21 protein-coding genes are annotated in these 26,661 nt (G+C 34.7%); 13 read left to right on the plus strand and 8 right to left on the minus strand.

The features are described 5' to 3' along the window. Positions 1 to 7: 7 nt before the first annotated feature. Complete coding sequence (gene dnaE, locus ASE21_RS05470; protein ID WP_057121558.1) at positions 8 to 4,546, minus strand: DNA polymerase III subunit alpha; 4,539 nt, start codon at positions 4,544 to 4,546, stop codon at positions 8 to 10. Positions 4,547 to 5,086: 540 nt separating this feature from the next. Here dnaE and ASE21_RS05475 point away from each other — a divergent pair. From ASE21_RS05475 to leuB, 6 genes are all read left to right on the plus strand, one after another. Then, entirely contained in the window at positions 5,087 to 5,890 is an 804-nt protein-coding gene (locus tag ASE21_RS05475; protein WP_057121559.1) for an SDR family oxidoreductase, read from the plus strand. A gap of 67 nt (positions 5,891 to 5,957) precedes the next feature. Next, positions 5,958 to 6,875 carry a helix-turn-helix domain-containing protein gene (locus ASE21_RS05480; RefSeq protein WP_057121560.1) on the plus strand — a complete coding sequence of 306 codons (918 nt, stop codon included), beginning with the start codon at positions 5,958 to 5,960 and terminating at the stop codon, positions 6,873 to 6,875. Positions 6,876 to 7,392: 517 nt separating this feature from the next. After that, on the plus strand, positions 7,393 to 8,787 hold the full coding sequence (leuC, locus tag ASE21_RS05485) for a 3-isopropylmalate dehydratase large subunit (RefSeq protein WP_057121561.1): 1,395 nt from the start codon (positions 7,393 to 7,395) through the stop codon (positions 8,785 to 8,787). A 162-nt stretch (positions 8,788 to 8,949) separates the two neighbouring features. Next, a complete protein-coding gene (gene leuD / locus ASE21_RS05490) occupies positions 8,950 to 9,546 on the plus strand; it encodes a 3-isopropylmalate dehydratase small subunit (protein ID WP_057121562.1) in 597 nt (198 codons plus the stop codon). 251 nt (positions 9,547 to 9,797) lie between these two features. Then, on the plus strand, positions 9,798 to 11,318 hold the full coding sequence (locus ASE21_RS05495) for an alpha-isopropylmalate synthase regulatory domain-containing protein (protein WP_057121563.1): 1,521 nt from the start codon (positions 9,798 to 9,800) through the stop codon (positions 11,316 to 11,318). A 146-nt stretch (positions 11,319 to 11,464) separates the two neighbouring features. Next, the gene (leuB, locus tag ASE21_RS05500; RefSeq protein ID WP_057121564.1) at positions 11,465 to 12,526 is read left to right on the plus strand and encodes a 3-isopropylmalate dehydrogenase; all 1,062 of its coding nucleotides are present in this window, start codon (positions 11,465 to 11,467) and stop codon (positions 12,524 to 12,526) included. 122 nt (positions 12,527 to 12,648) lie between these two features. On the opposite strand, the gene ASE21_RS05505 is transcribed toward leuB, so the two are convergent. Both ASE21_RS05505 and ASE21_RS05510 read right to left on the minus strand, forming a co-directional pair. Beyond that, on the minus strand, positions 12,649 to 12,996 hold the full coding sequence (locus ASE21_RS05505; RefSeq protein ID WP_057121565.1) for an RNA recognition motif domain-containing protein: 348 nt from the start codon (positions 12,994 to 12,996) through the stop codon (positions 12,649 to 12,651). Positions 12,997 to 13,121: 125 nt separating this feature from the next. Continuing rightward, positions 13,122 to 13,613, minus strand: coding sequence for a DUF6252 family protein (locus ASE21_RS05510; protein ID WP_057121566.1), 492 nt, complete (start codon positions 13,611 to 13,613; stop codon positions 13,122 to 13,124). A gap of 189 nt (positions 13,614 to 13,802) precedes the next feature. On the opposite strand from ASE21_RS05510, the gene ASE21_RS05515 reads away from it, so the two are divergent. From ASE21_RS05515 to ASE21_RS05525, 3 genes are all read left to right on the plus strand, one after another. Continuing rightward, positions 13,803 to 14,372: a 30S ribosomal protein S16 gene (locus tag ASE21_RS05515; protein WP_057121567.1), complete on the plus strand. Its 570-nt coding sequence runs from the start codon at positions 13,803 to 13,805 to the stop codon at positions 14,370 to 14,372. 15 nt (positions 14,373 to 14,387) lie between these two features. Further along, a complete protein-coding gene (gene rimM, locus ASE21_RS05520; RefSeq protein WP_057121568.1) occupies positions 14,388 to 14,912 on the plus strand; it encodes a ribosome maturation factor RimM in 525 nt (174 codons plus the stop codon). Positions 14,913 to 15,002: 90 nt separating this feature from the next. Then, positions 15,003 to 15,710, plus strand: coding sequence for a tRNA1(Val) (adenine(37)-N6)-methyltransferase (locus tag ASE21_RS05525; protein ID WP_057121569.1), 708 nt, complete (start codon positions 15,003 to 15,005; stop codon positions 15,708 to 15,710). Here ASE21_RS05525 and ASE21_RS05530 read toward each other — a convergent pair. The 4 genes from ASE21_RS05530 to ASE21_RS05540 all read right to left on the minus strand — a co-directional run bounded on the left by ASE21_RS05530 (position 15,707) and on the right by ASE21_RS05540 (position 21,329). Beyond that, positions 15,707 to 17,002: an HlyD family secretion protein gene (locus tag ASE21_RS05530; RefSeq protein ID WP_057121570.1), complete on the minus strand. Its 1,296-nt coding sequence runs from the start codon at positions 17,000 to 17,002 to the stop codon at positions 15,707 to 15,709. The genes ASE21_RS05525 and ASE21_RS05530 overlap by 4 nt on opposite strands. Before the next feature lie 2 nt (positions 17,003 to 17,004). Next, on the minus strand, positions 17,005 to 19,197 hold the full coding sequence (locus ASE21_RS05535; RefSeq protein ID WP_057121571.1) for a peptidase domain-containing ABC transporter: 2,193 nt from the start codon (positions 19,195 to 19,197) through the stop codon (positions 17,005 to 17,007). 372 nt (positions 19,198 to 19,569) lie between these two features. Beyond that, positions 19,570 to 19,722, minus strand: coding sequence for a hypothetical protein (locus ASE21_RS21830; protein WP_157848772.1), 153 nt, complete (start codon positions 19,720 to 19,722; stop codon positions 19,570 to 19,572). A gap of 44 nt (positions 19,723 to 19,766) precedes the next feature. Beyond that, positions 19,767 to 21,329, minus strand: coding sequence for a vitamin K epoxide reductase family protein (locus tag ASE21_RS05540; RefSeq protein WP_057121572.1), 1,563 nt, complete (start codon positions 21,327 to 21,329; stop codon positions 19,767 to 19,769). Positions 21,330 to 21,587: 258 nt separating this feature from the next. Here ASE21_RS05540 and ASE21_RS21720 point away from each other — a divergent pair, with 258 nt between their 5' ends. Then, a complete protein-coding gene (locus tag ASE21_RS21720; RefSeq protein WP_128414676.1) occupies positions 21,588 to 21,731 on the plus strand; it encodes an rSAM-modified peptide in 144 nt (47 codons plus the stop codon). 32 nt (positions 21,732 to 21,763) lie between these two features. On the opposite strand, the gene ASE21_RS05545 is transcribed toward ASE21_RS21720, so the two are convergent. Continuing rightward, complete coding sequence (locus tag ASE21_RS05545; RefSeq protein ID WP_057121573.1) at positions 21,764 to 23,518, minus strand: AraC family transcriptional regulator; 1,755 nt, start codon at positions 23,516 to 23,518, stop codon at positions 21,764 to 21,766. A gap of 171 nt (positions 23,519 to 23,689) precedes the next feature. On the opposite strand from ASE21_RS05545, the gene ASE21_RS05550 reads away from it, so the two are divergent. From ASE21_RS05550 to ASE21_RS05560, 3 genes are all read left to right on the plus strand, one after another. Further along, on the plus strand, positions 23,690 to 24,871 hold the full coding sequence (locus ASE21_RS05550; protein ID WP_057121574.1) for an acyl-CoA dehydrogenase family protein: 1,182 nt from the start codon (positions 23,690 to 23,692) through the stop codon (positions 24,869 to 24,871). Positions 24,872 to 24,956: 85 nt separating this feature from the next. Continuing rightward, positions 24,957 to 25,739: a DUF3050 domain-containing protein gene (locus ASE21_RS05555; RefSeq protein WP_057121575.1), complete on the plus strand. Its 783-nt coding sequence runs from the start codon at positions 24,957 to 24,959 to the stop codon at positions 25,737 to 25,739. A 60-nt stretch (positions 25,740 to 25,799) separates the two neighbouring features. Further along, entirely contained in the window at positions 25,800 to 26,570 is a 771-nt protein-coding gene (locus ASE21_RS05560; protein ID WP_057121576.1) for an SGNH/GDSL hydrolase family protein, read from the plus strand. Positions 26,571 to 26,661 lie beyond the last annotated feature (91 nt).

Genomic DNA, 26,661 nt, shown 5'->3' on the forward strand with positions numbered 1-26,661 from the left:
TTAAAATTTAGTTCAACTTAAAATTTACCTGCATTTTTTCCAATTCCTGCAGAAGTTCGGTACAAATTCTTACTTTTAATCTTCGGCTTGGCATCGTTAGTTTGGTAACTACCTTAACCTCTTCTACTTCTTTAACCTCCTGCATTTTAGCCTCTGCTACCGTGGTTTCAATATCATCACTTTCATCTTCAAAAACTGCATCTTCATTATCTTCAAACTCACTTGTGGTTTCAACCTCAACCAAACGTTTTATGTTTTCTATTTCCATGATCTCAAAGCTCACTGAATTATCTCCTTTATTGGCATTAAATAAATGGCTTAATCTGTGGATAAAATCGGTTTGAAGATCTTTGATATCCAATAAAAGAATCAGTTTTTTGGCAAACGCTTCTAAAATGTCCTGCAATTGCCTTATTTCGACAAACTGCATTCTTGGATCTGTTTTCTTGCCGGTATCGTGATTAACCCAGCCATCTTTGATTAAAATTTTAAGGAAGGCAAAATTGTTCTGAATCAGGAAATGGCGGAACTTAAGATATTCTTCTCCAAAAATCTTAAACTCATAACTTTCGTCGTAACCTTCTAAATTAAAAGCTGCCCATCCTTTTCCGTTTTTGGCCACACGGTGCTGTACGTTATTTATGATTCCGGCAAATGTCAGGTTTTTACCTACGTACTCATTCATACTTTTCAATGCCTCCAGTCTCGCATTGCAGAAGTATTTCATTTCAAATCTAAAATCATCAAGCGGATGTCCGGAAATGTAAATTCCTACCACCTCTTTTTCTTTTGCCAGTTTTTCCATTGTACTCCAGTCTTCGCAAGGAGGAACTATAGGCTCAGCAATTTGTACTTCGCTGGTTTCTCCAAACAAACTTACCTGAGATGAGTTTTCATTTTCCTGAAATTTAGATCCGTAACGCATTGCTTTTTCGTAAAAAGTAATTCCGTCACCATCATCGTGAAAATATTGTGCTCTGGTAGTTCCTTCAAACGAATCAAAACCTCCCGCCAATGCTAAATTCTCAATCGCTTTTTTATTCGCAGCGCGCAAATCAATACGTTTCGCCAAATCAAAAATTGATTTATATCTTCCGTCTTTTCTGTTTTCTACAATGGTTTCAACAGCTCCTGAACCCACACCTTTAATCGCTCCCATTCCGAAACGAACAGCGTAATCATCGTTTACCGTAAATTTATAGTAAGATTCATTTACACATGGCCCTAAAACCTGCAAGCCCATACGCTTACATTCTTCCATGAAAAACGAAACTTGTTTGATATCGTTCATGTTATTAGAAAGTACCGCAGCCATATATTCTGCGGGATAATGCGCTTTTAAATAAGCCGTCTGATAGGCAATCCAGGCATAGCAAGTCGAGTGGGATTTGTTGAAGGCATAACTCGCAAAGGCTTCCCAGTCTTTCCAGATTTTCTCCAGCACTTTGGCGTCGTGACCTTTTGCAGCGGCCTGTTCAACAAACTTAGGCTTCATTTTATCCAGTACATCCTTTTGTTTCTTACCCATCGCTTTACGCAAAACGTCGGCCTCACCCTTTGTAAATCCTGCTAAAGACTGAGACAAAAGCATCACCTGCTCCTGATAAACCGTAATTCCATAGGTTTCGGATAAATATTCAGCACAGGCATCTAAATCGTATTTGATTTCTTCGTCACCATTTTTTCTTCGAACGAAAGAAGGAATATATTCCAAAGGTCCCGGACGATAAAGTGCATTCATTGCAATCAAATCTCCAAATACCGTTGGTTTCAGATCTTTCATGTATTTCTGCATTCCGGGTGACTCGTATTGGAAAATACCAACTGTTTCTCCTCTCTGGAATAACGCATACGTCTCCTCATCATCAATCGGGAAAGTATCAGGATCGAGTTCAATTCCGGTTCTGTATTTTACCAGTTTAACGGTATCTTTTATCAGCGTAAGGGTCTTCAGACCCAGGAAGTCCATTTTAAGCAGTCCGGCACTTTCTGCAACCGAGTTATCAAACTGCGTTACATATAAATCCGAATCTTTTGCTGTGGTAACGGGAACATAATTCGTAATATCCGACGGTGTGATAATTACCCCGCAGGCGTGAATTCCGGTATTACGCATCGATCCTTCAAGGATTTTTGCCTGCTGAATAGTTTCTCCGGCTAATCCGTCTTCATTGGCAATCGAAATTAATTCTTTTACGTTGTCAAATTCGTCCGAGCGGAGTGCTTTTTTGACTTCATCTTCACTTTCGGAAATAAAACGCGCTAAATTCCATTTTGAAGGCATCATTCCAGGAATCAGTTTCGCAATTCTATCGGCTTCAAATAATGGTAAATCTAAAACACGAGCCGTATCACGAATCGCAGATTTGGTTGCCATTTTACCGTAAGTAATAATCTGTGCTACCTGATTTTTTCCGTATTTATTGATTACGTATTCCATAACACGTCCACGTCCTTCGTCATCAAAGTCAATATCAATATCGGGCATCGATACACGGTCAGGATTTAGGAAACGCTCAAAAAGCAAATCATACTTAATTGGGTCAATGTTGGTAATTCCGAGACAATACGCAACCGCAGATCCGGCTGCAGAACCACGCCCGGGCCCAACAGAAACGTCCATTTTTCTGGCCTCTGCAATGAAATCCTGAACAATCAAAAAGTATCCCGGATATCCTGAATTCGAAATCGTTAATAATTCAAAATCCAAACGTTCCTGAATCGATTCGGTAATTTCGCCATATCTTCTTTTGGCGCCTTCCATCGTAAGGTAACGCAAATAGGCATTTTCACCTCGTACACCTCCATCAGCTTCATCTTCGGGTACGACAAACTCTTCCGGAATGTCAAATTTAGGAAGCAATACATCACGATAAAGAGAGTAACCTTCTACTTTATCTATAATTTCCTGAATGTTGATAATCGCTTCCGGTAAATCAGAGAAGAGTTTTTTCATTTCCTCTTCTGACTTGAAATAATATTCCTGATTTGGAAGTCCGTAACGGTAACCGCGGCCGCGGCCAATAGGTGTTGCCTGTTTCTCGCCGTCTTTCACACACAATAAAATATCGTGTGCATTGGCATCTTCTTTATTTAAATAATAGGTATTATTGGTTGCTATTAGCTTTACATTGTGCTTTTGTGAAAACTCAATCAGGGTTTTGTTGACACGATTTTCATCTTCCTGATTGTGGCGCATGACTTCCAGATAGAAATCTTCGCCAAATTGTTCTTTCCACCAAATCAAAGCTTCTTCGGCCTGGTTTTCACCGATATTCAGAATTTTACTCGGAATTTCTCCATATAAATTCCCAGACAGAACCATAATGTCTGCTTTGTATTTTTCAACAATCGCACGATCAATTCTCGGAACATAGTAAAATCCGTCTGTGTAAGCAATCGAAGCCATTTTGGCCAGATTGTGATAACCGGCTTTGTTTTTTGCCAATAACACAACCTGATAACCGTTGTCTTTTTTGGATTTATCTAAATGGTTGTCGCAAATATTAAATTCACATCCAACAATTGGTTTAATTTCGGTTTCTGTTGGTTCTTCCCCTGCTTCAACCAAGGCTTTATTTTTTCCGGAAGCCGCTTTGTTGTGGTTCATAACAGCGCTCACGAAGTGAAAAGCCCCCATCATGTTTCCGGTATCGGTCATGGCAACGGCCGGCATTCCATTTTTAGCTGTTGCTGCCACAATATTTCCAATTCCGATTGTAGATTGAAGAACTGAAAACTGCGTATGATTGTGTAAATGCGCAAATTTTGCCGCTTTAAATTCTGCTTTGTCAGAATCTGAAACAATAGTTGGCGTGTCTTCAACTTGTAAAGCTTTAATCTGCTCTCTGACTTTTTCAGAAGCCGCTTTTAAATTGATATGTTTTAATCCAATTAAAGGGAATTCCTGCGGGTTTCTTTCCTGAAATTCTTTGAAGTAATCCTTTGGAACATCTAATTCTTCTTTGGTAAAAACTTCTCTTCTGACCAACTCTAAGAAACAACGGGTAGTTGCCTCAACGTCGGCAGTTGCGTTGTGCGCTTCCGCGAAAGGAACATTGAATAAATATTCGTGAAGCTCGGTCAATGTTGGAAGTTTATATCTTCCTCCACGACCTCCGGGAAGCTGTAATAATGAAGCGGTAACTTCGGTACAAGTATCTAAAACCGGCATTGAACTCATCGGAGAATCGACACCCATTCTATGAAATTCGGCTCCCATAATATTCACGTCGAAACCTAAGTTCTGACCAACGATAAATTTGGTTTTGCTTAAAGCGATGTTGAATTTCTCTAAAACTTCTGCCAGCGTGATTCCATCGGCTTCTGCCAATTCGGTAGAAATTCCGTGAATACGTTCGGCATCATACGGAATATTAAATCCGTCTGGCTTTACCAAATAATCCTGATGTTCGATCAGCTGACCCATTTCGTCATGCAATTGCCACGCGATTTGTATACAGCGCGGCCAGTTATCAGAATCGGTAATTGGTGCATCCCAGCGTTTTGGTAATCCGGTTGTTTCGGTATCGAATATTAAATACATATATTTTTATGGAAAAGTCAATTTTTAAAATTCCAAATTCCAATTCTTTCATGATGTAAACATTTGACAACATGAAACATACATAAATGTGATATGAAAAATGGAAGGAAGTCAAATTTACGCTTTTTTTAGAGAAATAACGAAACGAAAGTTGTTAACAAAAGCACTTTTAACACCTTGATTAAATGTAATTCTTAAAAAATTCAGAACATAGATTTAAACGCGGATGAAACGGATTCATTATCACGAAGACGCGGATTAAAACGGATTTTTATATTGTAAGTAAAAATCCGTTTTAATCCGCGTTTTTGCATCGCAAATCCGTGTCATCCGCGTTATAATCTTACAGCAAATATATTTTACAAGTACCATTTTAAAATCTATATTTTTATAAAACACCTATACTCAAAGCTCTTTCATCTAAAAAAATCTTCGATTATTCATTTTGGATACTCATTGCACCAAAATGAACACTTTTAAACTTGACTGTATCCTGAACTTTGCTTCATCAAATTATAACAATTAAAAAAAATAATAATCATGAAAACAATTTTTATCACAGGCGCATCATCAGGTTTAGGAAAAGCAACAGCAAAATTATTTCAGGCAAAAGGCTGGAATGTAATTGCAACCATGAGAAATCCTGAAAAAGAAACAGAACTTTCTGCTTTAGAAAATGTAACGCTTTTACCATTAGACGTTACTAATTATGAGCAAATTCAAAGCACAGTTCAAAAAGCTATTGCGTTAAGCGACATTGATATCGTTTTTAATAACGCCGGTTATGGTTTAATTGGTCCATTGGAAAGTCTTACTGACGAACAGATTACGAAACAACTTAATACTAATTTGTTAGGGGTTATTCGTGTTACCAATGCTTTCATTCCTTATTTCAGAGAAAAAAGAAACGGATTATTTATTTCAACGACTTCTATTGGCGGATTAATTTCTTTTCCTTTAGGATCTGTTTATCACGCTACAAAGTGGGGATTAGAAGGCTGGAGCGAAAGCATGGCTTATGAACTAAATCCGTTTGGAATAAACATTAAAACGGTATCTCCGGGTGGCATCAAAACTGAATTCCTGCACGGCTCACTTGACACCGGAGTTAAACCAGAATACGAAGCAATGGCTAACAAAATGTTTGAAAATGTAGATGTTATGTTTGAAATGGCATCGACTCCTGAACAAATTGCCGATGTTGTTTACGAGGCCGCAACAGACGGGAAAACCAAATTAAGATATGTAGCCGGAGAAGATGCTAAAGCACTTTACAAACAAAGATTAGAGCAGGGCGACGAAGTTTTTCGTGCCGCATTTGGCAAACAGTTTTTAGGCGCATAATTTATTACTGATACCGTTCAGGTTTTGACAATCTGAACGGTATTTCATTTTTTTATACATTTATATCATGGAAAAGAAAAGCAATACTCCCACCAAAATTTCCTCTGTTTCGCAGTTTCATCATTTATTTGGACTGCCAAAACCGCTGCATCCGATGATTAGTCTGGTTGACAATACTGTATTGGCTGTTAAGGGCGAAATGAACAAATCTTTTTTGCTTGATTTTTATAAAATATCTTATAAATATTCTACCAATGGCAAAATGGGTTATGGACAGGGCTATTATGATTTTAATGAAGGCGGATTAATGTTTACTTCTCCCAATCAATTAATTTTTACTGATAATGAAGAAGGAACTGAATATCATGGATATACGCTTTTTTTCCATCCGGACTTTATTAGAAATTATCCTTTAGGCAGGAACATTAAAAAATACGGTTTCTTTTCTTATGATACCAATGAAGCACTTCATCTTTCTGACAGCGAAAAAACAACTATTATAGGTTTATTAAATAGTATTGATAATGAGCTCCGTACCGCTATTGATGAAATAAGCCAGGATGTAATTGTTTCCTATATTGATGTGCTGTTAAATTACAGCAATCGTTTTTACAAACGCCAGTTTATTACAAGAAAAACAATCAGCAGCGATTTGTTATTGAAAGTCGAGCTGACACTTGACAACTATTTGAACAATGCCGAAACCTTAAAAAAAGGATTGCCTACGGTTGAATTTCTTGCTTCGCAGATTAATGTTTCAACGCATTATTTAAGCGACATGCTTCGAAATTTAACAGGCCAGAATGCACAGCAGCATATTCATTCCAAGTTAATTGACAAGTCAAAAGACTTTTTAATGACAACAAATCTTTCGGTGGCAGAAATTGCTTATCAATTAGGTTTTGAGTATCCGCAGTCGTTCAGTAAATTATTCAAAAAGAAAACCGCTCTTACTCCTTTAGAATTCAAAAACTCATTGAATTAATTCCAAAATTATTTTTTTTTCAAAGACAGTTCCAATCTGAAAAAATCATAAATTTTCATAAAAATACATTACTTGGATGTCGTAGTATTTTGACGTTTTATTGAATCTGAATAACGATCAAAAAACGCATTTAAATCTCTTCTAAAACTCATAATGCATCTTTTTTACACAGAAATCAAAACTGACAATTATTACTATTTTTATTTAATTTGTTAGATTTTTTTAATTAAATCCTTATATTTTATAGTGATTTTGAGATAAATTTGCAAACTATCAAAACAAAAAACAATCAATCAGGATAAAAGTTAAAAAAGAAAAACAAAGTCATTTTGTAAATCATTTTTCTGCCAAAATTAAACAGGCAAAAGCCCAATGTGAATCTCTATTTCAGTTTGGGTATCGTATATAATGAAATATCGAAATTGACGCTTTTGTATCTTTTTTTACTTTTGTTTTGCTATTATAATGAACAGGAAATTGCTGTAGTTATAGAAATTACAATTAAAAAAAATAAAAAATGAGTAAGACATTATTTGACAAAGTATGGGATTCACACGTTGTGCGTAAAATTGAAGATGGACCAGATGTGTTTTTTATTGACCGTCATTTCATTCACGAAGTTACGAGTCCTGTTGCTTTTTTAGGATTAAAATCAAGAGGCGTTAACGTTTTATACCCGGAACGTACTTTTGCAACTGCAGACCACAATACACCAACTATAAACCAGCATTTACCAGTTCAGGATCCTTTATCTGCCAATCAGCTTCAGGCTCTTGAAGATAACGCAAACGAATACGGAATTTCGCACTGGGGATTAGGTCACCAAAAAAATGGAATTGTGCACGTTGTAGGCCCTGAAAACGGAATTACTTTGCCTGGTGCAACTATTGTATGTGGTGACTCGCATACGTCTACTCACGGTGCTTTTGGAGCAATTGCTTTTGGTATCGGAACTTCTGAAGTGGAGATGGTGCTTTCTACTCAATGTATTATGCAGCCAAAACCAAAGAAAATGCGTATTAACGTAAACGGACAATTAAGTAAAGGTGTAGGCCCAAAAGACGTTGCACTTTATATTATTGCACAGCTGACTACTTCTGGCGGAACTGGATATTTTGTTGAATATGCTGGTGATGTTTTTGAAAACATGACTATGGAAGGCCGTATGACAGTTTGTAACTTAAGTATCGAAATGGGTGCGCGTGGCGGAATGATCGCTCCAGACCAAACTACTTTCGATTTCCTTGAAGGAAGACTTTACGCTCCAAAAGGAGAAGCCTGGACAAAAGCTGTTGAATACTGGAAAACACTTAAAACTGATGCAGATGCTGTTTTTGATGCTGAATTAAACATCAAAGCGTCTGATATTGAACCAATGATTACTTATGGTACTAACCCTGGAATGGGAATTGGTATCACCAAACATATTCCGAACGCCAAAGAAGTTGAAGGCGGCGAGGAAACTTATAAAAAATCTCTTGCTTACATGGGCTTCAATGAAGACGATGTAATGATTGGAAAACAAATCGATTACGTTTTCTTAGGAAGTTGTACAAATGGTCGTATTGAAGATTTTAGAGCTTTCGCTGAAATTGTAAAAGGAAGAAAAAAAGCAGATAATGTTACCGCTTGGTTAGTTCCGGGTTCTCACGTTGTTGAAGCGCAGATTAAAGAAGAAGGTATTTTGGATATCCTTACAGAAGCTGGTTTCGTATTACGTCAGCCGGGCTGTTCTGCTTGTTTAGCGATGAACGATGATAAAGTTCCTGCCGGAAAGTACGCAGTAAGTACTTCAAACAGAAACTTTGAAGGTCGTCAGGGCCCTGGTTCAAGAACGCTTTTGGCAAGTCCAATTATGGCTGCTGCAGCTGCGGTTACAGGAAAACTAACAGATCCGCGTGAATTATTTTAGATTGCAGATTTTAGATTGTAGATTTCTCGCTTTGTGGAATCTTCATATAAATTTCTTCAAATAAAATTCTAACATTATTTAAAACAAAATATTTTAGATCTATGTTTTAAGTTTTCAAAAGAAAATTTAAAATCTAAAATCTAAAATCTAAAATTCCAAAAAATGGCATACGATAAATTTAATATACTTACCAGCAGTGCAGTGCCGCTGCCAATTGAGAACGTAGATACAGATCAAATCATCCCGGCCCGATTTTTAAAAGCTACAAAACGTGAAGGTTTTGGAGATAATCTTTTTAGAGACTGGAGATATAACGGAGACGATACTCCAAAAGCAGATTTCGTTTTAAACAACCCAACTTACAGCGGAAAAATTTTGGTTGGAGGAAAAAACTTCGGTTCAGGATCTTCTAGAGAACATGCTGCATGGGCGGTTTATGATTACGGATTCCGAGCTGTAGTTTCTAGTTTCTTTGCTGATATTTTCAAAGGAAACTGTTTGAATATTGGTGTTTTACCAGTACAAATCAGCCCTGAGTTTTTGTCGAACATTTTCAAAGCTATCGAAGCTGATCCAAACACAGAATTAGAAATCAATCTTCCAAACCAAACCATTACCTTATTGTCAACCGGAGAGCAGGAATCCTTTGCTATTAATGGTTACAAAAAAAATAATCTTATTAATGGTTTTGACGACATTGATTATTTACAAGATATGAAAGAAGAAATTAAAGCTTTTGCTGATAAACTTCCTTACTAATAGAAATCTCATTCAGGAATACAGACCCGACAGGTTTCAAAAACCAGTCGGGTCTTTCTAAGTTAAATATTAGGAATATTAAACGCTGATTAAACAGATCTGCTATCGCAGAAACGCTGATTAATACGGATTTTTAATATTGATGAAAATAAAAATCCGTATTAATCAGCGTCTTCGCGAAAGCGAATCCGTAAAATCAGCGTATAACACAAGCATGTGTGCTTAACGAGTTAGAAATACAGAATATCAATATGGAAAAAAGAAAAATTGAAATAATGGATACAACGCTTCGTGACGGTGAACAAACCTCCGGAGTATCTTTTTCTGCTGCAGAAAAACTGACCATTGCGCAATTATTGCTGGAAGAATTAAATATTGATAGAATCGAAATTGCTTCGGCACGTGTAAGCGAAGGCGAATTTGAAGGCGTAAAAGGCATTATGTCCTGGGCTGAAGAAAAAGGCTACACCAACCGAATAGAAGTTTTGACTTTTGTTGACGGCGGGCTTTCTATTGAATGGATGAAAAAATCCGGAGCTAAAATTCAGAATTTACTAACTAAAGGATCACTAAACCATCTTACACATCAATTAAAAAAAACACCTGAACAACATTTTTCTGAAATCGCTCAGGCTATTGCTTTAGCAAAAGAAAATAATATTGAAACCAATGTTTACCTGGAAGACTGGAGCAACGGAATGAGGAATTCTCCTGAATATGTTTTTCAGTATTTAGATTTCTTAACAAAACAGCCTGTAAAAAGAATTTTACTTCCCGATACATTGGGAGTTTTAATTCCGTCTCAGGCATTTGAATTTATTTCTAAAATCACAGCAAAATATCCAAATATTCATTTTGATTTTCATGCACACAATGATTATGATTTAAGTGTTGCCAATGTTATGGAAGCTATAAAAGCTGGAATTCATGGGCTTCATGTTACCGTTAACGGAATGGGTGAACGCGCCGGAAACGCACCTTTAGAAAGTACAGTTGCGGTTATAAATGATTATTTACCAGAAGTAAGCATCAACATAAAAGAAACATCATTATATTCTGTAAGCAAACTCGTAGAAACTTTTACGGGTTACAGAATTCCAGCCAACAAACCTATTGTAGGCGATAATGTCTTTACGCAGACTGCCGGAATTCACGCTGATGGTGACAACAAAAACAATTTATATTTTAATGATTTGCTTCCGGAACGTTTTGGAAGAAAAAGAAAATATGCGCTCGGCAAAACTTCAGGAAAAGCCAACATCGAAAAAAATCTTCAGGAATTAGGTTTAAAATTAAACAATGAAGATTTGAAATTGGTTACCCAAAGGATTATCGAGTTAGGAGATAAAAAGGAAACCGTTACCAAAGAAGATCTTCCGTACATTATTTCTGATGTATTGGACAGTCATACTTACGAAGAAAAAATAAAAATTGAATCCTATATATTAGTACACTCAAAAGGAATGCGTCCGTCGACAACTTTATGCCTAAAATTTGACGGCGAAGTAATCGAGGAAAATGCGCAGGGAGACGGTCAGTTTGATGCTTTTATGAATGCACTTTCTAAAATTTACAAACAAAAGAAATTAACTTTGCCCAAACTGATTGATTACGCTGTGAGAATTCCTCCAGGAAGTAGCTCCGATGCCTTGTGCGAAACAATCATTACCTGGACAAACAACGGAAAAGAATTTAAAACAAGAGGTTTAGATTCTGACCAGACCGTTGCAGCCATAATTGCAACACAAAAAATGTTGAATGTAGTTACCTAAGTTTCTAAGATGCTAAGTCGCTAAGGTTCTAAGAAATTGAACTTAGTAAGTTAGCATCTTAGTAGCTCAGAAGTTTAAAAAATAACCGCTAAGAAAAAACTTAGAATCTTAGCAACTCAGAACCTTAGAACCTTAAAATAAAAAGAATGAAATTAAACATAGCCCTTTTAGCTGGTGACGGAATCGGACCAGAAGTAATAAATGAAGCTGTAAAAGTATCAGACGCTATTGCAAAAAAATTCAATCACGAGATAAGCTGGACTCCTGCTTTAACCGGAGCTTGTGCAATTGACGCTGTTGGTGTTCCTTATCCAGATGAAACACACGAAATTTGTATGAAAGCTGATGCCGTTTTATTTGGAGCAATTGGTCATCCAAAATACGATAATGATCCAAGTGCACCGGTTCGTCCGGAACAAGGTTTATTATTGATGCGTAAAAAATTAGGTTTATTTGCTAATGTACGTCCAACTTTTACTTTCCCTTCATTAATTGACAATTCCCCACTAAAAAGGGAAAGAATCGAAGGAACTGATTTGGTTTTCTTAAGAGAACTTACCGGCGGAATTTATTTTGGAGAAAAAGGAAGAAAAGACAACGGAGATACTGCTTTTGATAATTGTGTTTACACAAGAGCCGAAGTTCAGCGTTTAGCTAAAAAAGGTTTCGAACTGGCGATGACAAGAAGCAAAAAACTTTGCTGCGTTGATAAAGCAAACGTATTAGAAACTTCACGTTTATGGAGAGAGACGGTTCAGGCAATGGAAAAAGATTATCCGGAAGTTACGGTTTCTTACGAATTCGTTGATGCTGTTGCAATGCGTTTAGTACAATGGCCAAACTCTTACGATGTATTAATCACAGAAAATTTATTTGGAGATATTTTGACAGATGAGGCTTCTGTAATTTCGGGTTCAATGGGATTAATGCCTTCTGCTTCTGTTGGAGAGCATACTTCATTATACGAGCCAATCCACGGATCTTATCCGCAGGCCACTGGATTAAATATTGCAAATCCGTTAGCAACCATTTTATCTGCAGCAATGATGTTTGAAGATGCTTTTGGACTAAAAGAAGAAGCTGAGGCAATTAGATTTGTTGTAAACAAATCTTTGGCAGAAGGAATTGTAACAGAAGATTTGGCTTCAAAAGGAGCAAAAGCATACAAAACCAGCGAAGTTGGTGACTGGTTAGCTGCGAATCTATAATTTTGTTTCAGGTTTTATTTGTTTCAAGTTGGAAAAAGACTGAAACTTGAAACCTGAAACAAAACAACATAAAAAAAGGGATCAATTTACATTGATCCCTTTTATATTTTAGAAAAAAACTTTTAGTATCCTCCTCTGTTTCCGCGGTCATTTCCTCCACGGTTGTTTCCGTAACCTCCGCGGTCATTTCCACCACGATTGTTATTAAAACTTCTTCTTTCGCCTTCTGGTTTTGGCTCAGATTTATTTACAACAATTGTACGTCCTGAAACTACAGCTCCGTTCAATTCGTCGATAGCTTTTTGTGCCTCGCTATCATTTGGCATTTCAACAAAACCAAATCCTTTACTTCTTCCAGTAAATTTATCAGTAATAATTTTAACAGAGTCAACTGTTCCGTAAGCCTCAAAAGACTCTCTTAAATCTGCTTCCTCAATACTGAATGGAAGGCTTCCAACAAAAATATTCATAGATATTTATTTATAATAAAAGACAAATGTAGTCTTATTTTTCTGTAATCTACTATATATTAGTTTATTTATGTTTTTATTTTGATTTCGAAAATCTGACCAATAAAATTAGGACTTCGCAAAAATCAATTATGATGAACTATATCGCTCATTTCAATGGGTATTTTGTAGAAAACGCCTTCTGTAAAATTAATTTTTGGATTTTCGGTATCGCTTTCATCTTCATTTACAGCATTAAATTTAAATGTCCCGGAAATAGTATTCGTATCGGTATCATAATCCGTAATAACGATTTGCCCATTTCCAATATTTGTACCGGTAGAAAAGGACGCTGATTCGGCAGGAAGTGTATTTTCATAAGAAGCTTTAGAAACATCATTAACGCCTAAAACAAAAGTTTGTTCAGAAGAAGAAGCCGTTTGCAGTATAACATTTTCATATCCCAAAGAACCCTCTACAATTACTGTCCCGTTTGCACCAAAATAAGCTTTGTATGTTTGCGCTCTCCAGAAAACATTATTTTTTAAAGTTTGAAAAGCAGGATTATTGAATTTTACATCCTCAGTACAAGATGTGAGTAGAAAGATAAATGATAAAAAGTAAAAATATTTTTTCATGAAAAAGATGAATTTAATGCAAAAGTACCGCATTATGAGAGAAATATTTAAAGTTTTGAGTCAAAAAAAAGCTAAAAATCTGTCTTCAATATATTTAATACCTTTTGAAACGGATAATTAATAAAAAAATTATATCTTTGCGCCCTTAATTAACAGAGGTCGAGTACCTCAAAATTTAATCATAAGATTATGTCAGTAAAAATTAGATTACAAAGACACGGTAAAAAAGGAAAACCTTTTTACTGGGTTGTAGCTGCAGATGCACGCTCAAAAAGAGATGGTAAATACTTAGAGAAAATCGGTACTTACAATCCAAACACTAACCCGGCAACTATCGACTTAAACCTTGATAGTGCAGTTAAATGGTTACACAATGGTGCTCAACCAACTGATACTGCAAGAGCAATTCTTTCTTACAAAGGTGCTTTATTGAAACACCACCTTGATGGAGGTATCCGTAAAGGAGCTTTAACTCAAGAGCAGGCAGATGCTAAATTAGCAGCTTGGTTAGAGGCTAAAGCAGGAAAAGTTGATGCTAAAAAAGATGGTTTATCAAAAGCACAAGCTGATGCTAAAGCTAAAGCTTTAAAAGCTGAAAAAGAAGTTAACGACAAACGTTTAGCTGCTGCAGCTCAGGCTGAAGCTGATGCTATCGCTGCTGCTTCTGCTACAGAAGAAGAGGCTGCTGAAGAAGTTGTTGCTGAAACAACTGAAGAAGCTCCTGCTGCTGAAGAGAATAACGAAACAACTGAAGCATAATTTTACTTAGCGATAATGCGTAAAGAAGAATGTTTTTATTTAGGTAAAATCGCTAAAAAATTTAGTTTCAAAGGTGAAGTCCTGATCTATTTAGACACAGACGAACCTGAGTTATACGAAAATCTGGAATCAGTGTTTGTTGAACACAACAAACACTTGGTTCCTTTTTTTATTGAAACAAGTTCTTTACATAAAAACGACTTTCTCCGAGTTCGTTTTGAAGATGTAAATACCGAAGAAGATGCAGATGCCTTAGTTGGAAATGCTATCTATCTTCCTTTAACGATGCTGCCAAAACTTTCCGGCAACAAATTCTATTTCCACGAAGTTATTGGTTTTGAAATCGAAGACAAACGCTTGGGCGTTTTCGGAAAAATAGCTTCTGTTAATGATTCTTCTGCACAACCTCTCTTTGAAGTTTTAAATGGCGAAGTTGAAATTTTAGTTCCAATGATCGATCATTTCCTTGTAAAAATTGATCGCGAAAACAAAAAAGTAATCATGGATCTTCCTGAAGGTCTTATTGAAATGTACTTATAAAAAGGTTTATTCGGTTAATTGTTTAATTGTTTAATCGAAAATTATACTTTTATTTTTCTGAAAATCTTCATTCTTTAACTTCTAATCCAAATGTTTTCATTTAAACAATTTTCCGTTAAACAAGACAAAACCGCTATGAAAGTTGGGACTGACGGCGTTTTACTAGGTGCTTGGGCTCCCGTTTCTCATAATCCATACAGTGTTTTGGATATAGGTGCAGGAACCGGAATTATTGCTTTGATGATTGCACAGCGTTCTGCCGCAGAACAAATTGATGCCCTGGAAATTGATGAAGATGCTTATGAACAAGCGGTTGAAAATTTCGAAAATTCTCCCTGGGGTGATCGATTATTTTGTTTTCACGCTGGTTTAGACGAATTTATTGAAGAACCGGAAGATGAATATGATCTGATTGTTTCAAATCCTCCATTTTATGCTGAAGATTATAAAACAGAAAACGAACAACGTGATTTAGCCAGATTTCAGGATGCCATGCCATTTGAAGAAATTGTTGAAGCAGCAGATTTGCTTTTATCTGAAAATGGAATATTTGCTATAATCCTTCCTTTTAAAGAAGAGGCAAAATTTATTAATTTAGCAAAAGAAGCTGAATTATATCCCCTAAAAATTACGCGCGTAAAAGGAACCCCATCTTCTGCAGTAAAAAGGAGTTTATTGGCTTTTAGCCGCGATGAGGTTTCAGAGATAAAAATTGACGAATTAGTTATTGAAATTGACAGACATATTTATACCCCTGAATATATTGAGCTGACTAAAGATTTTTATTTAAAATTTTAAGTCTGTTCAAAAATACTTTTAAACTGGTATAATATTCTTTCAATTAATCTTAAATCTTCTGTCACGATTTCTGCGCTTCCTTTCATTTCCTGCTGAAATATAATTTGCTTATTATAAGAAGTCTGCAGACCGTTCGGAAGAGCCACATCTATTAATAAATTTCCATCTTTGTCCGGAACAAGAGAAATATTCTCAATTCTGCCTTTCAAAACACCAAACTCCCTGTCCGGAAAATTGGCCAGACGAATATTTACTCTTTGTCCCGCTTTAATTTTACCCGAATTTAAAGCCGGAGCTTTTACTTTTCCTATAAACCCATTTTTAGCATCAGGAATGATTGAGAAAACATTGTCGCCTGAATTTATCGTTTGGTTTTCTGTCCAAACCTGCAGGAAGGTAACTTTACCGCTTATCGAAGATTTTAAAGCATATGCAAGTTCCCAGTCTTTTATAACTTTTTTAAGCTGATAAAAAGACTGTGCCATGTTTCTTCCCAGATTTACCTCTTCTTTAGTGCTGTTTACCTGCGAACTCTGACTGGATTTTGTATTATCAATCAATGATGATTTTAATTGGGAAATTGACGACAACAGACTTCTGTAGCTCTTTTGTGCCTGCAGAAAATTTAGTTTCTTAACCTCCATTTCCTGTGCCGAAATAATTCCTTTATTGAATAGAACTTCAAAACGTGCTACTTCATTTTTCTGAAGCTGTAATTCACTTTCGTTGATTACTTTTTGCTGCTGTAAAATATCCAGTCTTTCTTTTATTTGGATTTTTTCAGAAATCTGAGCTCTGTTTTCAATTGCAAAAGGCCTAAGATCATGATTTAATTCTTGTGCCTGATAATCTTTCTGAAAAACAGCAAAAGCACTTTCTATTTCTCCCAACTGCGTGTTTTTTAGCTTTGAAAATGGGAATTCTTCTTTCGGATCATTGATATTATAGCTTTCAACGATACTTTTTAATAAAAAAACATCATTGTAATTTGCCGTATTCTCGATAATGCCAAGAGTACTGTTTTTATTCACTATTGATTTGTTTTTGACCAAAATAGCTTCAATGCGGCCAGACGATTTAGCCACGATTTTCTCCGGCGGAATATTGGTTGTAATTACAATTTCTGTATTTACAACGTCCGGATATTTTATAAACCAGGAAACAAAGAACAGCATCAGGATAATTACAAAAATCAAAACCGTTCCCCAGCGGATCATCCAGTGCGGCACTTTGGTCAGGATATCCTGAACTTCCTCACTTCTTAATTCGAATGTAGTATTATCTTCTTCCATGATTAATTTCCTAATTGCAATTGGTTCTTAACCAGTTCGAAATAATTCCCTTTTTGTGCTACTAAAGAAGAATGTGAGCCTATTTCGATAATTTTTCCTTTTTCTAAAACCACAATCTGATCTGCATTTATAACCGTGCTTAAACGATGGGCAATTACAATTACGGTTTTATTTCTAAAAAAAATATCCAGTTTATGCATAATCTCTTTTTCATTATTAGCATCCAGAGCCGATGTTGCTTCATCAAAAAACAATATTTCCGGGTTTTTATAAACTGCCCTTGCAATTAATAAACGCTGTTTTTGCCCTGTACTCATTCCGGTTCCTTCAGCACCAATTTTTGTATTATAACCAAGCGGAAGCTCACTTATATATTCTTTAATATTGGCCACATCTGCAGCATACACTAAGCGTTCTTTATCCACTTTATCAACACCAAAGGCGATATTATTAGCAATTGTATCACTAAAAATAAATCCTTCCTGCATTACTGCGCCAATTTTCGAACGCCAGGCTTTTTGCGAAATGTTTTTTAAATTTGAATTCCCAATATTGATTTCTCCTTTTTCAGGATCGTAAAACTTCAAAAGTAATTTCATTAATGTAGTTTTTCCGCTTCCGCTGACACCTACAATTGCTGTTACTTTATTGGCCGGAATTGTCAAATTCAGATTTTTTAAAACCGGAATATCTGAACCTAAATATCGATAAGAAACATTTTTAATTTCAATATCCGAATCGTACGGAACATCACTTGACTGATGCTCTTCCTGCTGCATTTCATCTTCTTTTTCGTGAATTTCAGATAATCTGGCCAATGATATTTTGGCATCCTGAAGTTCTCTCACAAATTCGATAAGCTGTGTTATAGGGCCGTTCAAACTTCCAACAATCGAACTGATTGCCAGCATCATACCGAGTGTTATAGAACCATCGATAACTAATTTTGCAGATAAAAATACAATAAAGATGTTTTTTAATTCATTTATCACAGATGAACCAATCGTCTGGCTTTGTTCTAAAACCAAACCTTTTATCGAAACCCTGAATAATCTTGCCTGCACATATTCCCAGCCCCAGCGTTTTTGTTTCTCGGCATTATGGAGCTTGATTTCCTGCATACCGTTTATAAGTTCCATTACCTTGCTCTGCTCCTGCGATACCTCTGCAAAGCGTTTGTAATCCAGAACTTCTCTTCTTTTTAAAAACAAAGTAATCCATCCAAAATAAAGAACACTTCCAGCAAAAAATACCAAAAATATTTTGAGGTTAAAATAAGCCAGAACCGCTCCCATTACAAACATGTTAATAACAGAAAATAATACGTTTAAAGATGATGTGGTGAGAATTTTTTCGATTCTGCGGTGATCGTTAATCCGCTGCATAATATCGCCTGTCATACGTACATCAAAAAACGAAATAGGCAGGTTCATTAGTTTAATAAAGAAATCTGAAATCAATGAAATGTTTATTCTTGTTGAAAGATGAAGTAATATCCAGCTCCTGATGAGTTCCAAACCGGTTCTTCCTGCAAAAAGAAAAAGCTGTGCAAAAAGAATTAAATAAATAAAATGGATATTTTGATTTTGTATCCCGACATCAACAATACTCTGGGTTAAAAACGGGAAAATAAGCTGCAGTAAACTACTGGCCAGCAGCCCAATACTTAACTGAACTAAAAATCTTTTATACCGAAGTACATATTGGGATAACAACCTGAATCCTAAACCTTTATTGTCTTCTTTATCAAATTCTGACTGAAAGAATTTTGGCGAAGGTTCCATCAATAAAGCTATCCCCTCTTTAGTACTATCATCTGCGTTGTTTCCAATCCAGAATTTTAAAAAATCTTCTTTACTATATTCAAGTAATCCAAAACCGGGATCTGAAATATAATATTTCCCTTTTTTAATTTTATAAAGTACAACGTAATGATTTTTGTTCCAATGCAGAATACAAGGCAGAGGTGCTTCTTCTAATCGCTCTGCATTTAATTTCACTCCTAAAGTTCTAAAACCGATTTTCTCGGCTGCATCACTCAAAAAAAGCAGATTGCTCCCTTCACGAGTTGTCTCGCTGCTGTCGCGCAACTCCTGAATATGGATTGTTTTGCCATAATGTTTGGCGATGATCTTCAAACATGTAGGACCGCAATCTTTATAATCTGCCTGTTTATAATGAGTGAATTTTTTCAATTCTTTATTATTTCTTACCTTGAATGGTAAATTTTGGTTTTGCTAATGTAATATTTATCGGGAACTTTGCGAAAATCAATATAAAAAAAGAGAGGAAACTAATTTCCTCTCTCAATTATGAATATATTTTAGTAATAACAATTCTTCTCTAGGAGATGGCACTTGATCAGCCCTAACCAAATAAAACCGACCCAAGTGACCAATTTTCCTGAGAATCCCGACACCAATCATCAATGTTGGGATAATTTGCTCAATGTTCCACGATCGAGCGCCTACAAATTAAAAAAAACATGACTAAATTTTAAAAAGGCTTTATTGTCTATTACTTTAAATAATTTTAAAAATTACTTACAGTTGTATTTTACTGCATATTTATGATTCTAAAAAAAGATCTGCACAATCTTCATAAGAAATTATTGAATTTGCATCGCATTTAGATGCAGTTTCTGTCATTCCAATAATTGTTTTTTGTTCACTAGCGCTTATTTCTTGCGTTCCTTCCAGGTTTAAGATATTTTTCAGCATAATTTCTAGTTGTTATAGTTCTTAAAAAATGTTCAGTTGTCAAACTAGGCTATTCTTTCCAGTACTGTTGTTTCTTTTTCTTCAACAAAATCGTTCAAGAAATATTTTAATTCACTTAATTCATATTCATTAGGAAACAACTTTTCATTTACGATTTTAACCGGTGTATAATTAAAATTATTTTTGGAGCACCATTCGTATTGTTTGTTTATTTCCTGATTTATCATCATACTTACATTATCAACATGCCATTTTTTTAACCATTTTTTCAAACTCATTTTTTTAATGTGCCAATCTGAGATTGCTTCCACGGTTTTTCCCGGAGTAGATCTGTTTATGGTTAAAAGTCTTTCGACAACAGCTTTGTATGGATTATCTGCATTCTCCGGATTTATATTAAACAAAACGCTTAAGAATATTTTATCCGGAAATTTTAAAACCAGATCAAAAGCTTCCTGAAATGTTTTATGGCAATGCACACAACTTGGACTTATTATTATACTAAGTTTTACAACTGCACTTCTGTTTCCAAAATTTAACCCTCTTAAATCTTCAAATCCGTTTTGATAAGAAACTTTTTTAGATAAGAAATTCAACAGTGTATAATTTCTCTTGAATTTTTTAAGTTCTTTCAGCGAATTTTCATTATTCAGAACATCTTTTGCAATCGATTTTACGACGAAACCAATTGGTATAAGAAGAACCAAAGAAAATAAGAATGGAAAAATTGTTCCAAAGCTAAAGCTTAGCGTAAACAGATCTGATGTAAACCATATTGCACTTTGAGTAAAAATCAAAAATGAAACCATTAAACACATCACACACCATTTTTGAAGTTCGAATTTTTGAATCCAAATTGAAGAAACGATAATCGGAATGGCCAATAAACTCAAAAACCCAACAAAAATCGACGAGTTAACTGGCTGAACCAATATGGATATAAAGCTTGCACCAAAAAATAAAAGCGGTAAATCTGAAAAACTAATCCATCTGTTTTCATAATTTTCAGTAAAACTTAAAACAGAGTTACAAGAAGAATTTGAACTAAGATTACAAAAGTTCGTAATTAATCCGTTTTTAAAACCCAGTTTTTCCTGAACAATCAAAATACTAATTATCAATCCAAGAGCTGATGTTAATAAAAATACAGCGCTAAAAAAATTGTAAGAGTTAAAAAAAAATGATAATCCAGCTAATAATATAAAAGGTACAAGATATTTTAACCAGTTTAATTCAACTTTTAAATTTTCTCTTGCTACAACGTTGTTTGGTTCAATTGCTACAATAACCCCATTCCAGTCCAAAAGAAATTTCTCGTATGATATTTTCTCAATTCCTTTTTTAATCGTATTTATGCGTACGAAATTTTTAGCTTTTTCTACAAGTACTAATTCCTCTTTAAAATAAGCTAAAAAATTGGATGGTAAATCGACTATTTGTTCCTTTGGAACTCTTATCGCAGCATTCTCTATCGATAACAAATCAAATGAATCTGTTATGGCAAACAAACTAGGATAGTTTGGATGAGAAAGAAATAAATCTTTAAACTCATTTTTTACTTCCGAGTATCTGTTTATTTGAAGAAATTTTTGAATAAGTTTTAACATCGTTTGGGACTGTTTTAAATCGAATTACAGTGCAAATATTGATGTTTTTATTCAAAATATTATTTTAGAAACATACATTTTATATATTATACTACATACAATTTATAAATTATAGCAGTTATATTGTATGCTTAATTAATTGATTTTCAGTTAATTAAATTTACAAAATGTTATAAAAAAGGAATAAAACGCAATTCTCGATCAACAGCTAAGCATTTTCTTTAGTTTTGATATATCAGTAACCGTAACATTAAAATGATGGCAAATAATAAATTAAAATTTGAGGATTTTCAGGAAGAGAAATTAACAAAAAATCAACAAAAGATGGTAAGAGGAGGAGATGATCTTACAACTCCGCCGCCAGTTGATCCTGGAAAAAAAGACAATAACGGAAATGGATAATTTCCGAAATAGTACAAAATAGTTTTTTAAAACTAAATGTTATTCGCAAATTGAGCTGGAGATACTCCAGTTCTTTTGCGAAATGATTTTGCAAAAGAGACTGCATTTTTAAAACCAACACTTTCTGCAATTGCCTGTGTTGAATATTTACGATACATGTGATTCGTAATCATTTCATTAATAACGTAATTAATCTTTAATTCGTTAGAATACTCCCCAAAAGATTTACCAAATCGTTTATTTACTACATAAGACAAGTACGTTGTATTGGTCTTTATTTTTTTTGCCACGTATGGCAAAGTAAAATCAGCATTTAGATATTCTAATTTATTTTCTAGGGCAAGTAATTTTTCTACAATTTTATTTTCTTTAGCTTCATCAATACTTAGCGTAATATTTTCTTTTTTGAGTTGGATTTCTTCAGTTTCAAGAATTTCCTCTTTATCTTCTATCTCAATTTCAGCATTGTTTTTCTTCTCAATGTTTGCTTTAAATTCTTCTATCAAAGCGTTCATTTTTTTATGGGCTTTATTTTTATCCCTGATATTTTTTATCAATAAAAATACAATTCCAACAACTAATAAAACATAAAAAACTTTTAAGGCTTTATTCAATAACACATCATATTGATATTTTTCCTGAATAACGACCATTTCCTGAGTTAAATCATTTACGCCGAGTTTGTAATTTACCTCCAAGGCTTCATGATTAAGTTTTGTTTGAAACTGTTCATAATTATCCAAATAAATTTTTGAATGTTTATAGGCCAGTTCGGGCTCTTTTTTTAGATTATAAATTTTAGCCTGATAATAATTCGACTTCAAAAAATCTATATTATTCGAATTGGTTATTTCTGCCAGCGAATCGCATTTTTTAAAAAACACCAATGCTTTATCGTACTTCTTGGTCGTAAAATAAATATCTCCCAGATTATAATTGGCAACACATAATAAATCGGGCTGATTGTTTTGCTGAGAATAAAATACAATATCATAGTATGTTTTTTCGGCAGCTTTATAGTCTCCCTTCCAATTGTATATATTCCCTAAACTCAATTTTGCTGTGATCTTATTGTCGGCAAAATTTTGCGAATAGTTTATGGCGCGTTTATAAAAATATTCTGCCGAGTCAAGCAGGAATTTTTTATCTAAATTCTTGATGAAATAATTTTCATACGAACTTCCTAAACTGACATTGATATTACTTTTTCGGTTTAAAAAATCTTCTTTTGTAAATATGCCTTCGTTTTTATCGACAAAATCATTTAACTGCCTTAAATTCTTAATAGACAATTGATAATTACCCACAGCTTCATTAATTAAGGCGATGTTTCCCTTAAATTTTACAATTTGAATAATATCACCAATCTCCAGAGAAAGTTTCATTCCCTGCTGATATTTTTCAAGGGCGGCACTAAAATTCCCTCTTTTCCATTCTGCCAGTCCTCCGTAATTATAGATATAAGACTTTAATTGAGTTTTATCGCGAGATTCCGGCACTTTATCCAGATATTGAAGTGCTAATGCATATTTTTGCTTAGAAAGCTTGGTATCGCCCTTAATTTGAAACAGCTGAGTCATGGCTCCGTTTGCAAAAGCCAAATGTTTATAATTGTCAGATTTTGCCATTTGAGATGCATATACAAGAGCGCTATCGACATTTGCATTATAATTTAGTCGAATTTTTTCCTGCAATATCAAATATTCTTCTTCGGTCAATGCCTTTTTATGCTGGGCAAATGCAATGTTTAGAACAAAAAAGAGTAAAAAAGAAATGATCAGCCTCATTCAATTTATGTTTTTTTGGAATCTCAAAATTAGTCTATAAATTATCAATAAACTAAAATTAATTTATGTTATTTGTGATTATTTTATAACTAAAGTGCAAAAATATAACAATTTAACTTTGTTTTGTTATATTTTTATTCCTTAAATTTGTTTTGAAAAATCTTTACAAAAATGAAACCAGACTTATTTCAAGCTCCAGATTATTATAACCTTGACGATTTGTTAACAGACGAACATAAATTAGTTCGGGAATCTGCACGTGCATGGGTTAAAAGAGAAGTTTCTCCAATTATTGAAGAATACGCTCAAAAGGCAGAATTTCCGAAGCAAATTATAAAAGGGCTTGGAGAAATTGGAGGATTCGGACCTTATATTCCTGTTGAATACGGAGGCGCCGGACTGGACCAGATTTCTTACGGACTAATTATGCAGGAAATCGAAAGAGGCGATTCTGGCGTAAGATCCACATCTTCTGTACAGTCTTCATTAGTGATGTACCCAATTTGGAAATACGGAAACGAAGAACAGCGAATGAAATATTTACCAAAATTGGCTACAGGTGAATATATGGGATGCTTTGGTTTGACAGAACCAGATCACGGTTCTGATCCCGGAAGTATGATTACCAATTTTAAAGATATGGGAGACCATTATCTTTTAAATGGTGCCAAAATGTGGATTTCGAATGCTCCTTTTGCTGATATTGCTGTAGTTTGGGCCAAAAATGAAGAAGGAAGAATTCATGGATTAATCGTAGAACGCGGAATGGAAGGCTTTACAACACCTGAAACCCACAACAAATGGTCACTTCGTGCATCTTCAACCGGAGAATTGATTTTTGATAATGTAAAAGTTCCTAAAGAGAATCTTCTGCCAAATAAATCAGGTCTAGGCGCTCCGCTTGGATGTTTAGATTCAGCACGATACGGAATTGCCTGGGGCGCTATTGGTGCCGCAATGGATTGTTATGATACTGCGCTGCGATATGCTAAAGAAAGAATCCAGTTTGGAAAACCAATTGGAGGAACTCAGTTACAACAGAAAAAATTGGCTGAAATGATTACAGAAATCACAAAAGCACAATTATTAACCTGGCGTTTAGGCGTTTTGAGAAATGAAGGAAAAGCTACAACGGCTCAAATCTCCATGGCAAAACGTAATAATGTAAACATGGCGATTGAAATTGCCCGCGAAGCCAGACAAATGCTCGGCGGAATGGGAATTACCGGAGAATACTCTATTATGCGCCATATGATGAACCTCGAGAGTGTTATTACTTATGAAGGAACTCATGACATACACTTATTGATTACCGGAATGGATGTAACTGGAATTCCAGCATTTAAATCATAAACATCTATTAAATTATATATAAAAACAATTTAAAAAGCTTCTTCTAACCGGGAAGCTTTTTATCTTTGCACCAAAATTTATATAAATGAATATTGAAACTATAAACAATAGCATTCAACCTCAAAAAGATCAGCTTTTAAATCATTCATTATACAACAAAATCCAAAGTATTGATGACTTACATAGTTTTCTGGAAAATCATGTTTTTGCTGTTTGGGATTTTATGTCACTTTTAAAAGCACTTCAAGCCAAACTTACCTGTACAACAACTCCTTGGTTTGCTACTAAAAACCCTGAAACAAGATATTTAATTAATGAAATTGTTCTTGCCGAAGAAACTGATTTAAGTATTGACGGAAGAAGACAAAGCCATTACGAAATGTATCTTGAAGCAATGGAAGATTGTGGTGCAGATATTACAGAAATCAACAAGTTTTTAGCTTCGGTAAATTCGCTTCACAACATTTTTGTTGCTATAAAACAAAGTTCACTTCATCCGGAAATAAAAGCTTTCCTAGATTTTACTTTCAGAGTTATAGAAGAAGGAAAACCACATCAAATCGCCGCCGCATTTACTTTTGGAAGAGAAGATTTAATTCCGAGTATGTTTACCGAAATCCTCGCAAACTTTCAAAAAAATCTTCCGGATACAGATTTAAGTAAATTACTTTATTATTTCGAAAGACATATTGAACTTGATGCCGATGAGCACGGACCAATGGCAATGCAGATGATTACTGATTTATGCGAAGATGACGCTCAAAAGTGGAAAGAAGTTGAAGAAGTTTCAATTCTTGCATTAGAAAAAAGAATCGGACTTTGGAATGCTATTGAAGAACAAATTCTATTAAAAACAGAAATGGTATAAAAACCAAAAAAGTATATTTAACGTAACTATTTGTTTAAAACCAGCCTAAATAAACAAATTATGAAGACTCAGTTCAAACAAATAGTTACCGTTATTGTTTCCGCATTTTTATTAAGCTGCAGTACAGAAGAATCTTCTGCAGATACACCTAAACCTGTGTCGCCTGCGCCCGTAACACCTCCAACAACACAAATTCCAACAACTCCAATTTCTAAAACCGTAAATTATCTGGCTTTAGGAGATAGTTACACTATTGGTCAGAGCGTTTGTGAAACCTGTCGTTATCCGGAACAATTAAAAACCAGTTTAAAAGCAATTTATCCTGAAACCAGTTTTTCATTAAAAGTTATTGCAACAACCGGCTGGACAACCAATAATTTACTAACCGCCATTAAAGAACAAAATCCGGATTCCAATTACGACTTAGTAACACTTTTAATTGGCGTAAACAATCAATATCAGGGAAGAGATTTTTCTGTTTATGAAAAAGAATTTCCAGAGCTGGTTACCAAAGCAATTGCATTGGCCAAAGGCGATAAAAAAAATGTAGTGGTACTCTCTATTCCGGATTACGCTTACACTTCATTCGGAATGATGTTTGGCACCGATGGAAGAATGAAGATTACCAATGAAATAAACAAATACAATACTTTTGCCGAAAATTACTGTATGATGAATGGTGTGACATTTGTTTCCATTACAGACATTACCAGAAACGGATTAACGAATACAAGTCTGGTTGCTTCAGATGGTTTACATCCCTCAGAATCTGCTTATGCGTTGTTTGTGGAGCGTATTCTGCCTAAAATAAAAGTGGCTTTGCAGAATTAGCCTTAAATTTTACGAGAATCAAAATCACAGGAAAATTACCCTAAAAAATTATTTAAAGTAAAATAAACTATTTTTACCACTCGTAATTAAG

Source organism: Flavobacterium sp. Root901 (assembly GCF_001429765.1).
Taxonomy (GTDB): Bacteria; Bacteroidota; Bacteroidia; order Flavobacteriales; family Flavobacteriaceae; genus Flavobacterium.

Bases quoted from the DNA above. Each gene is read 5' to 3' on its own strand.
- dnaE (WP_057121558.1), bottom strand. From the start codon at position 4,546: ATGTATTTAATATTCGATACCGAAACAACCGGATTACCAAAACGCTGG.
- ASE21_RS05475 (WP_057121559.1), top strand. From the start codon at position 5,087: ATGAAAACAATTTTTATCACAGGCGCATCATCAGGTTTAGGAAAAGCA.
- ASE21_RS05480 (WP_057121560.1), top strand. From the start codon at position 5,958: ATGGAAAAGAAAAGCAATACTCCCACCAAAATTTCCTCTGTTTCGCAG.
- leuC (WP_057121561.1), top strand. From the start codon at position 7,393: ATGAGTAAGACATTATTTGACAAAGTATGGGATTCACACGTTGTGCGT.
- leuD (WP_057121562.1), top strand. From the start codon at position 8,950: ATGGCATACGATAAATTTAATATACTTACCAGCAGTGCAGTGCCGCTG.
- ASE21_RS05495 (WP_057121563.1), top strand. From the start codon at position 9,798: ATGGAAAAAAGAAAAATTGAAATAATGGATACAACGCTTCGTGACGGT.
- leuB (WP_057121564.1), top strand. From the start codon at position 11,465: ATGAAATTAAACATAGCCCTTTTAGCTGGTGACGGAATCGGACCAGAA.
- ASE21_RS05505 (WP_057121565.1), bottom strand. From the start codon at position 12,996: ATGAATATTTTTGTTGGAAGCCTTCCATTCAGTATTGAGGAAGCAGAT.
- ASE21_RS05510 (WP_057121566.1), bottom strand. From the start codon at position 13,613: ATGAAAAAATATTTTTACTTTTTATCATTTATCTTTCTACTCACATCT.
- ASE21_RS05515 (WP_057121567.1), top strand. From the start codon at position 13,803: ATGTCAGTAAAAATTAGATTACAAAGACACGGTAAAAAAGGAAAACCT.
- rimM (WP_057121568.1), top strand. From the start codon at position 14,388: ATGCGTAAAGAAGAATGTTTTTATTTAGGTAAAATCGCTAAAAAATTT.
- ASE21_RS05525 (WP_057121569.1), top strand. From the start codon at position 15,003: ATGTTTTCATTTAAACAATTTTCCGTTAAACAAGACAAAACCGCTATG.
- ASE21_RS05530 (WP_057121570.1), bottom strand. From the start codon at position 17,002: ATGGAAGAAGATAATACTACATTCGAATTAAGAAGTGAGGAAGTTCAG.
- ASE21_RS21830 (WP_157848772.1), bottom strand. From the start codon at position 19,722: ATGCTGAAAAATATCTTAAACCTGGAAGGAACGCAAGAAATAAGCGCT.
- ASE21_RS05540 (WP_057121572.1), bottom strand. From the start codon at position 21,329: ATGTTAAAACTTATTCAAAAATTTCTTCAAATAAACAGATACTCGGAA.
- ASE21_RS21720 (WP_128414676.1), top strand. From the start codon at position 21,588: ATGGCAAATAATAAATTAAAATTTGAGGATTTTCAGGAAGAGAAATTA.
- ASE21_RS05545 (WP_057121573.1), bottom strand. From the start codon at position 23,518: ATGAGGCTGATCATTTCTTTTTTACTCTTTTTTGTTCTAAACATTGCA.
- ASE21_RS05550 (WP_057121574.1), top strand. From the start codon at position 23,690: ATGAAACCAGACTTATTTCAAGCTCCAGATTATTATAACCTTGACGAT.
- ASE21_RS05555 (WP_057121575.1), top strand. From the start codon at position 24,957: ATGAATATTGAAACTATAAACAATAGCATTCAACCTCAAAAAGATCAG.
- ASE21_RS05560 (WP_057121576.1), top strand. From the start codon at position 25,800: ATGAAGACTCAGTTCAAACAAATAGTTACCGTTATTGTTTCCGCATTT.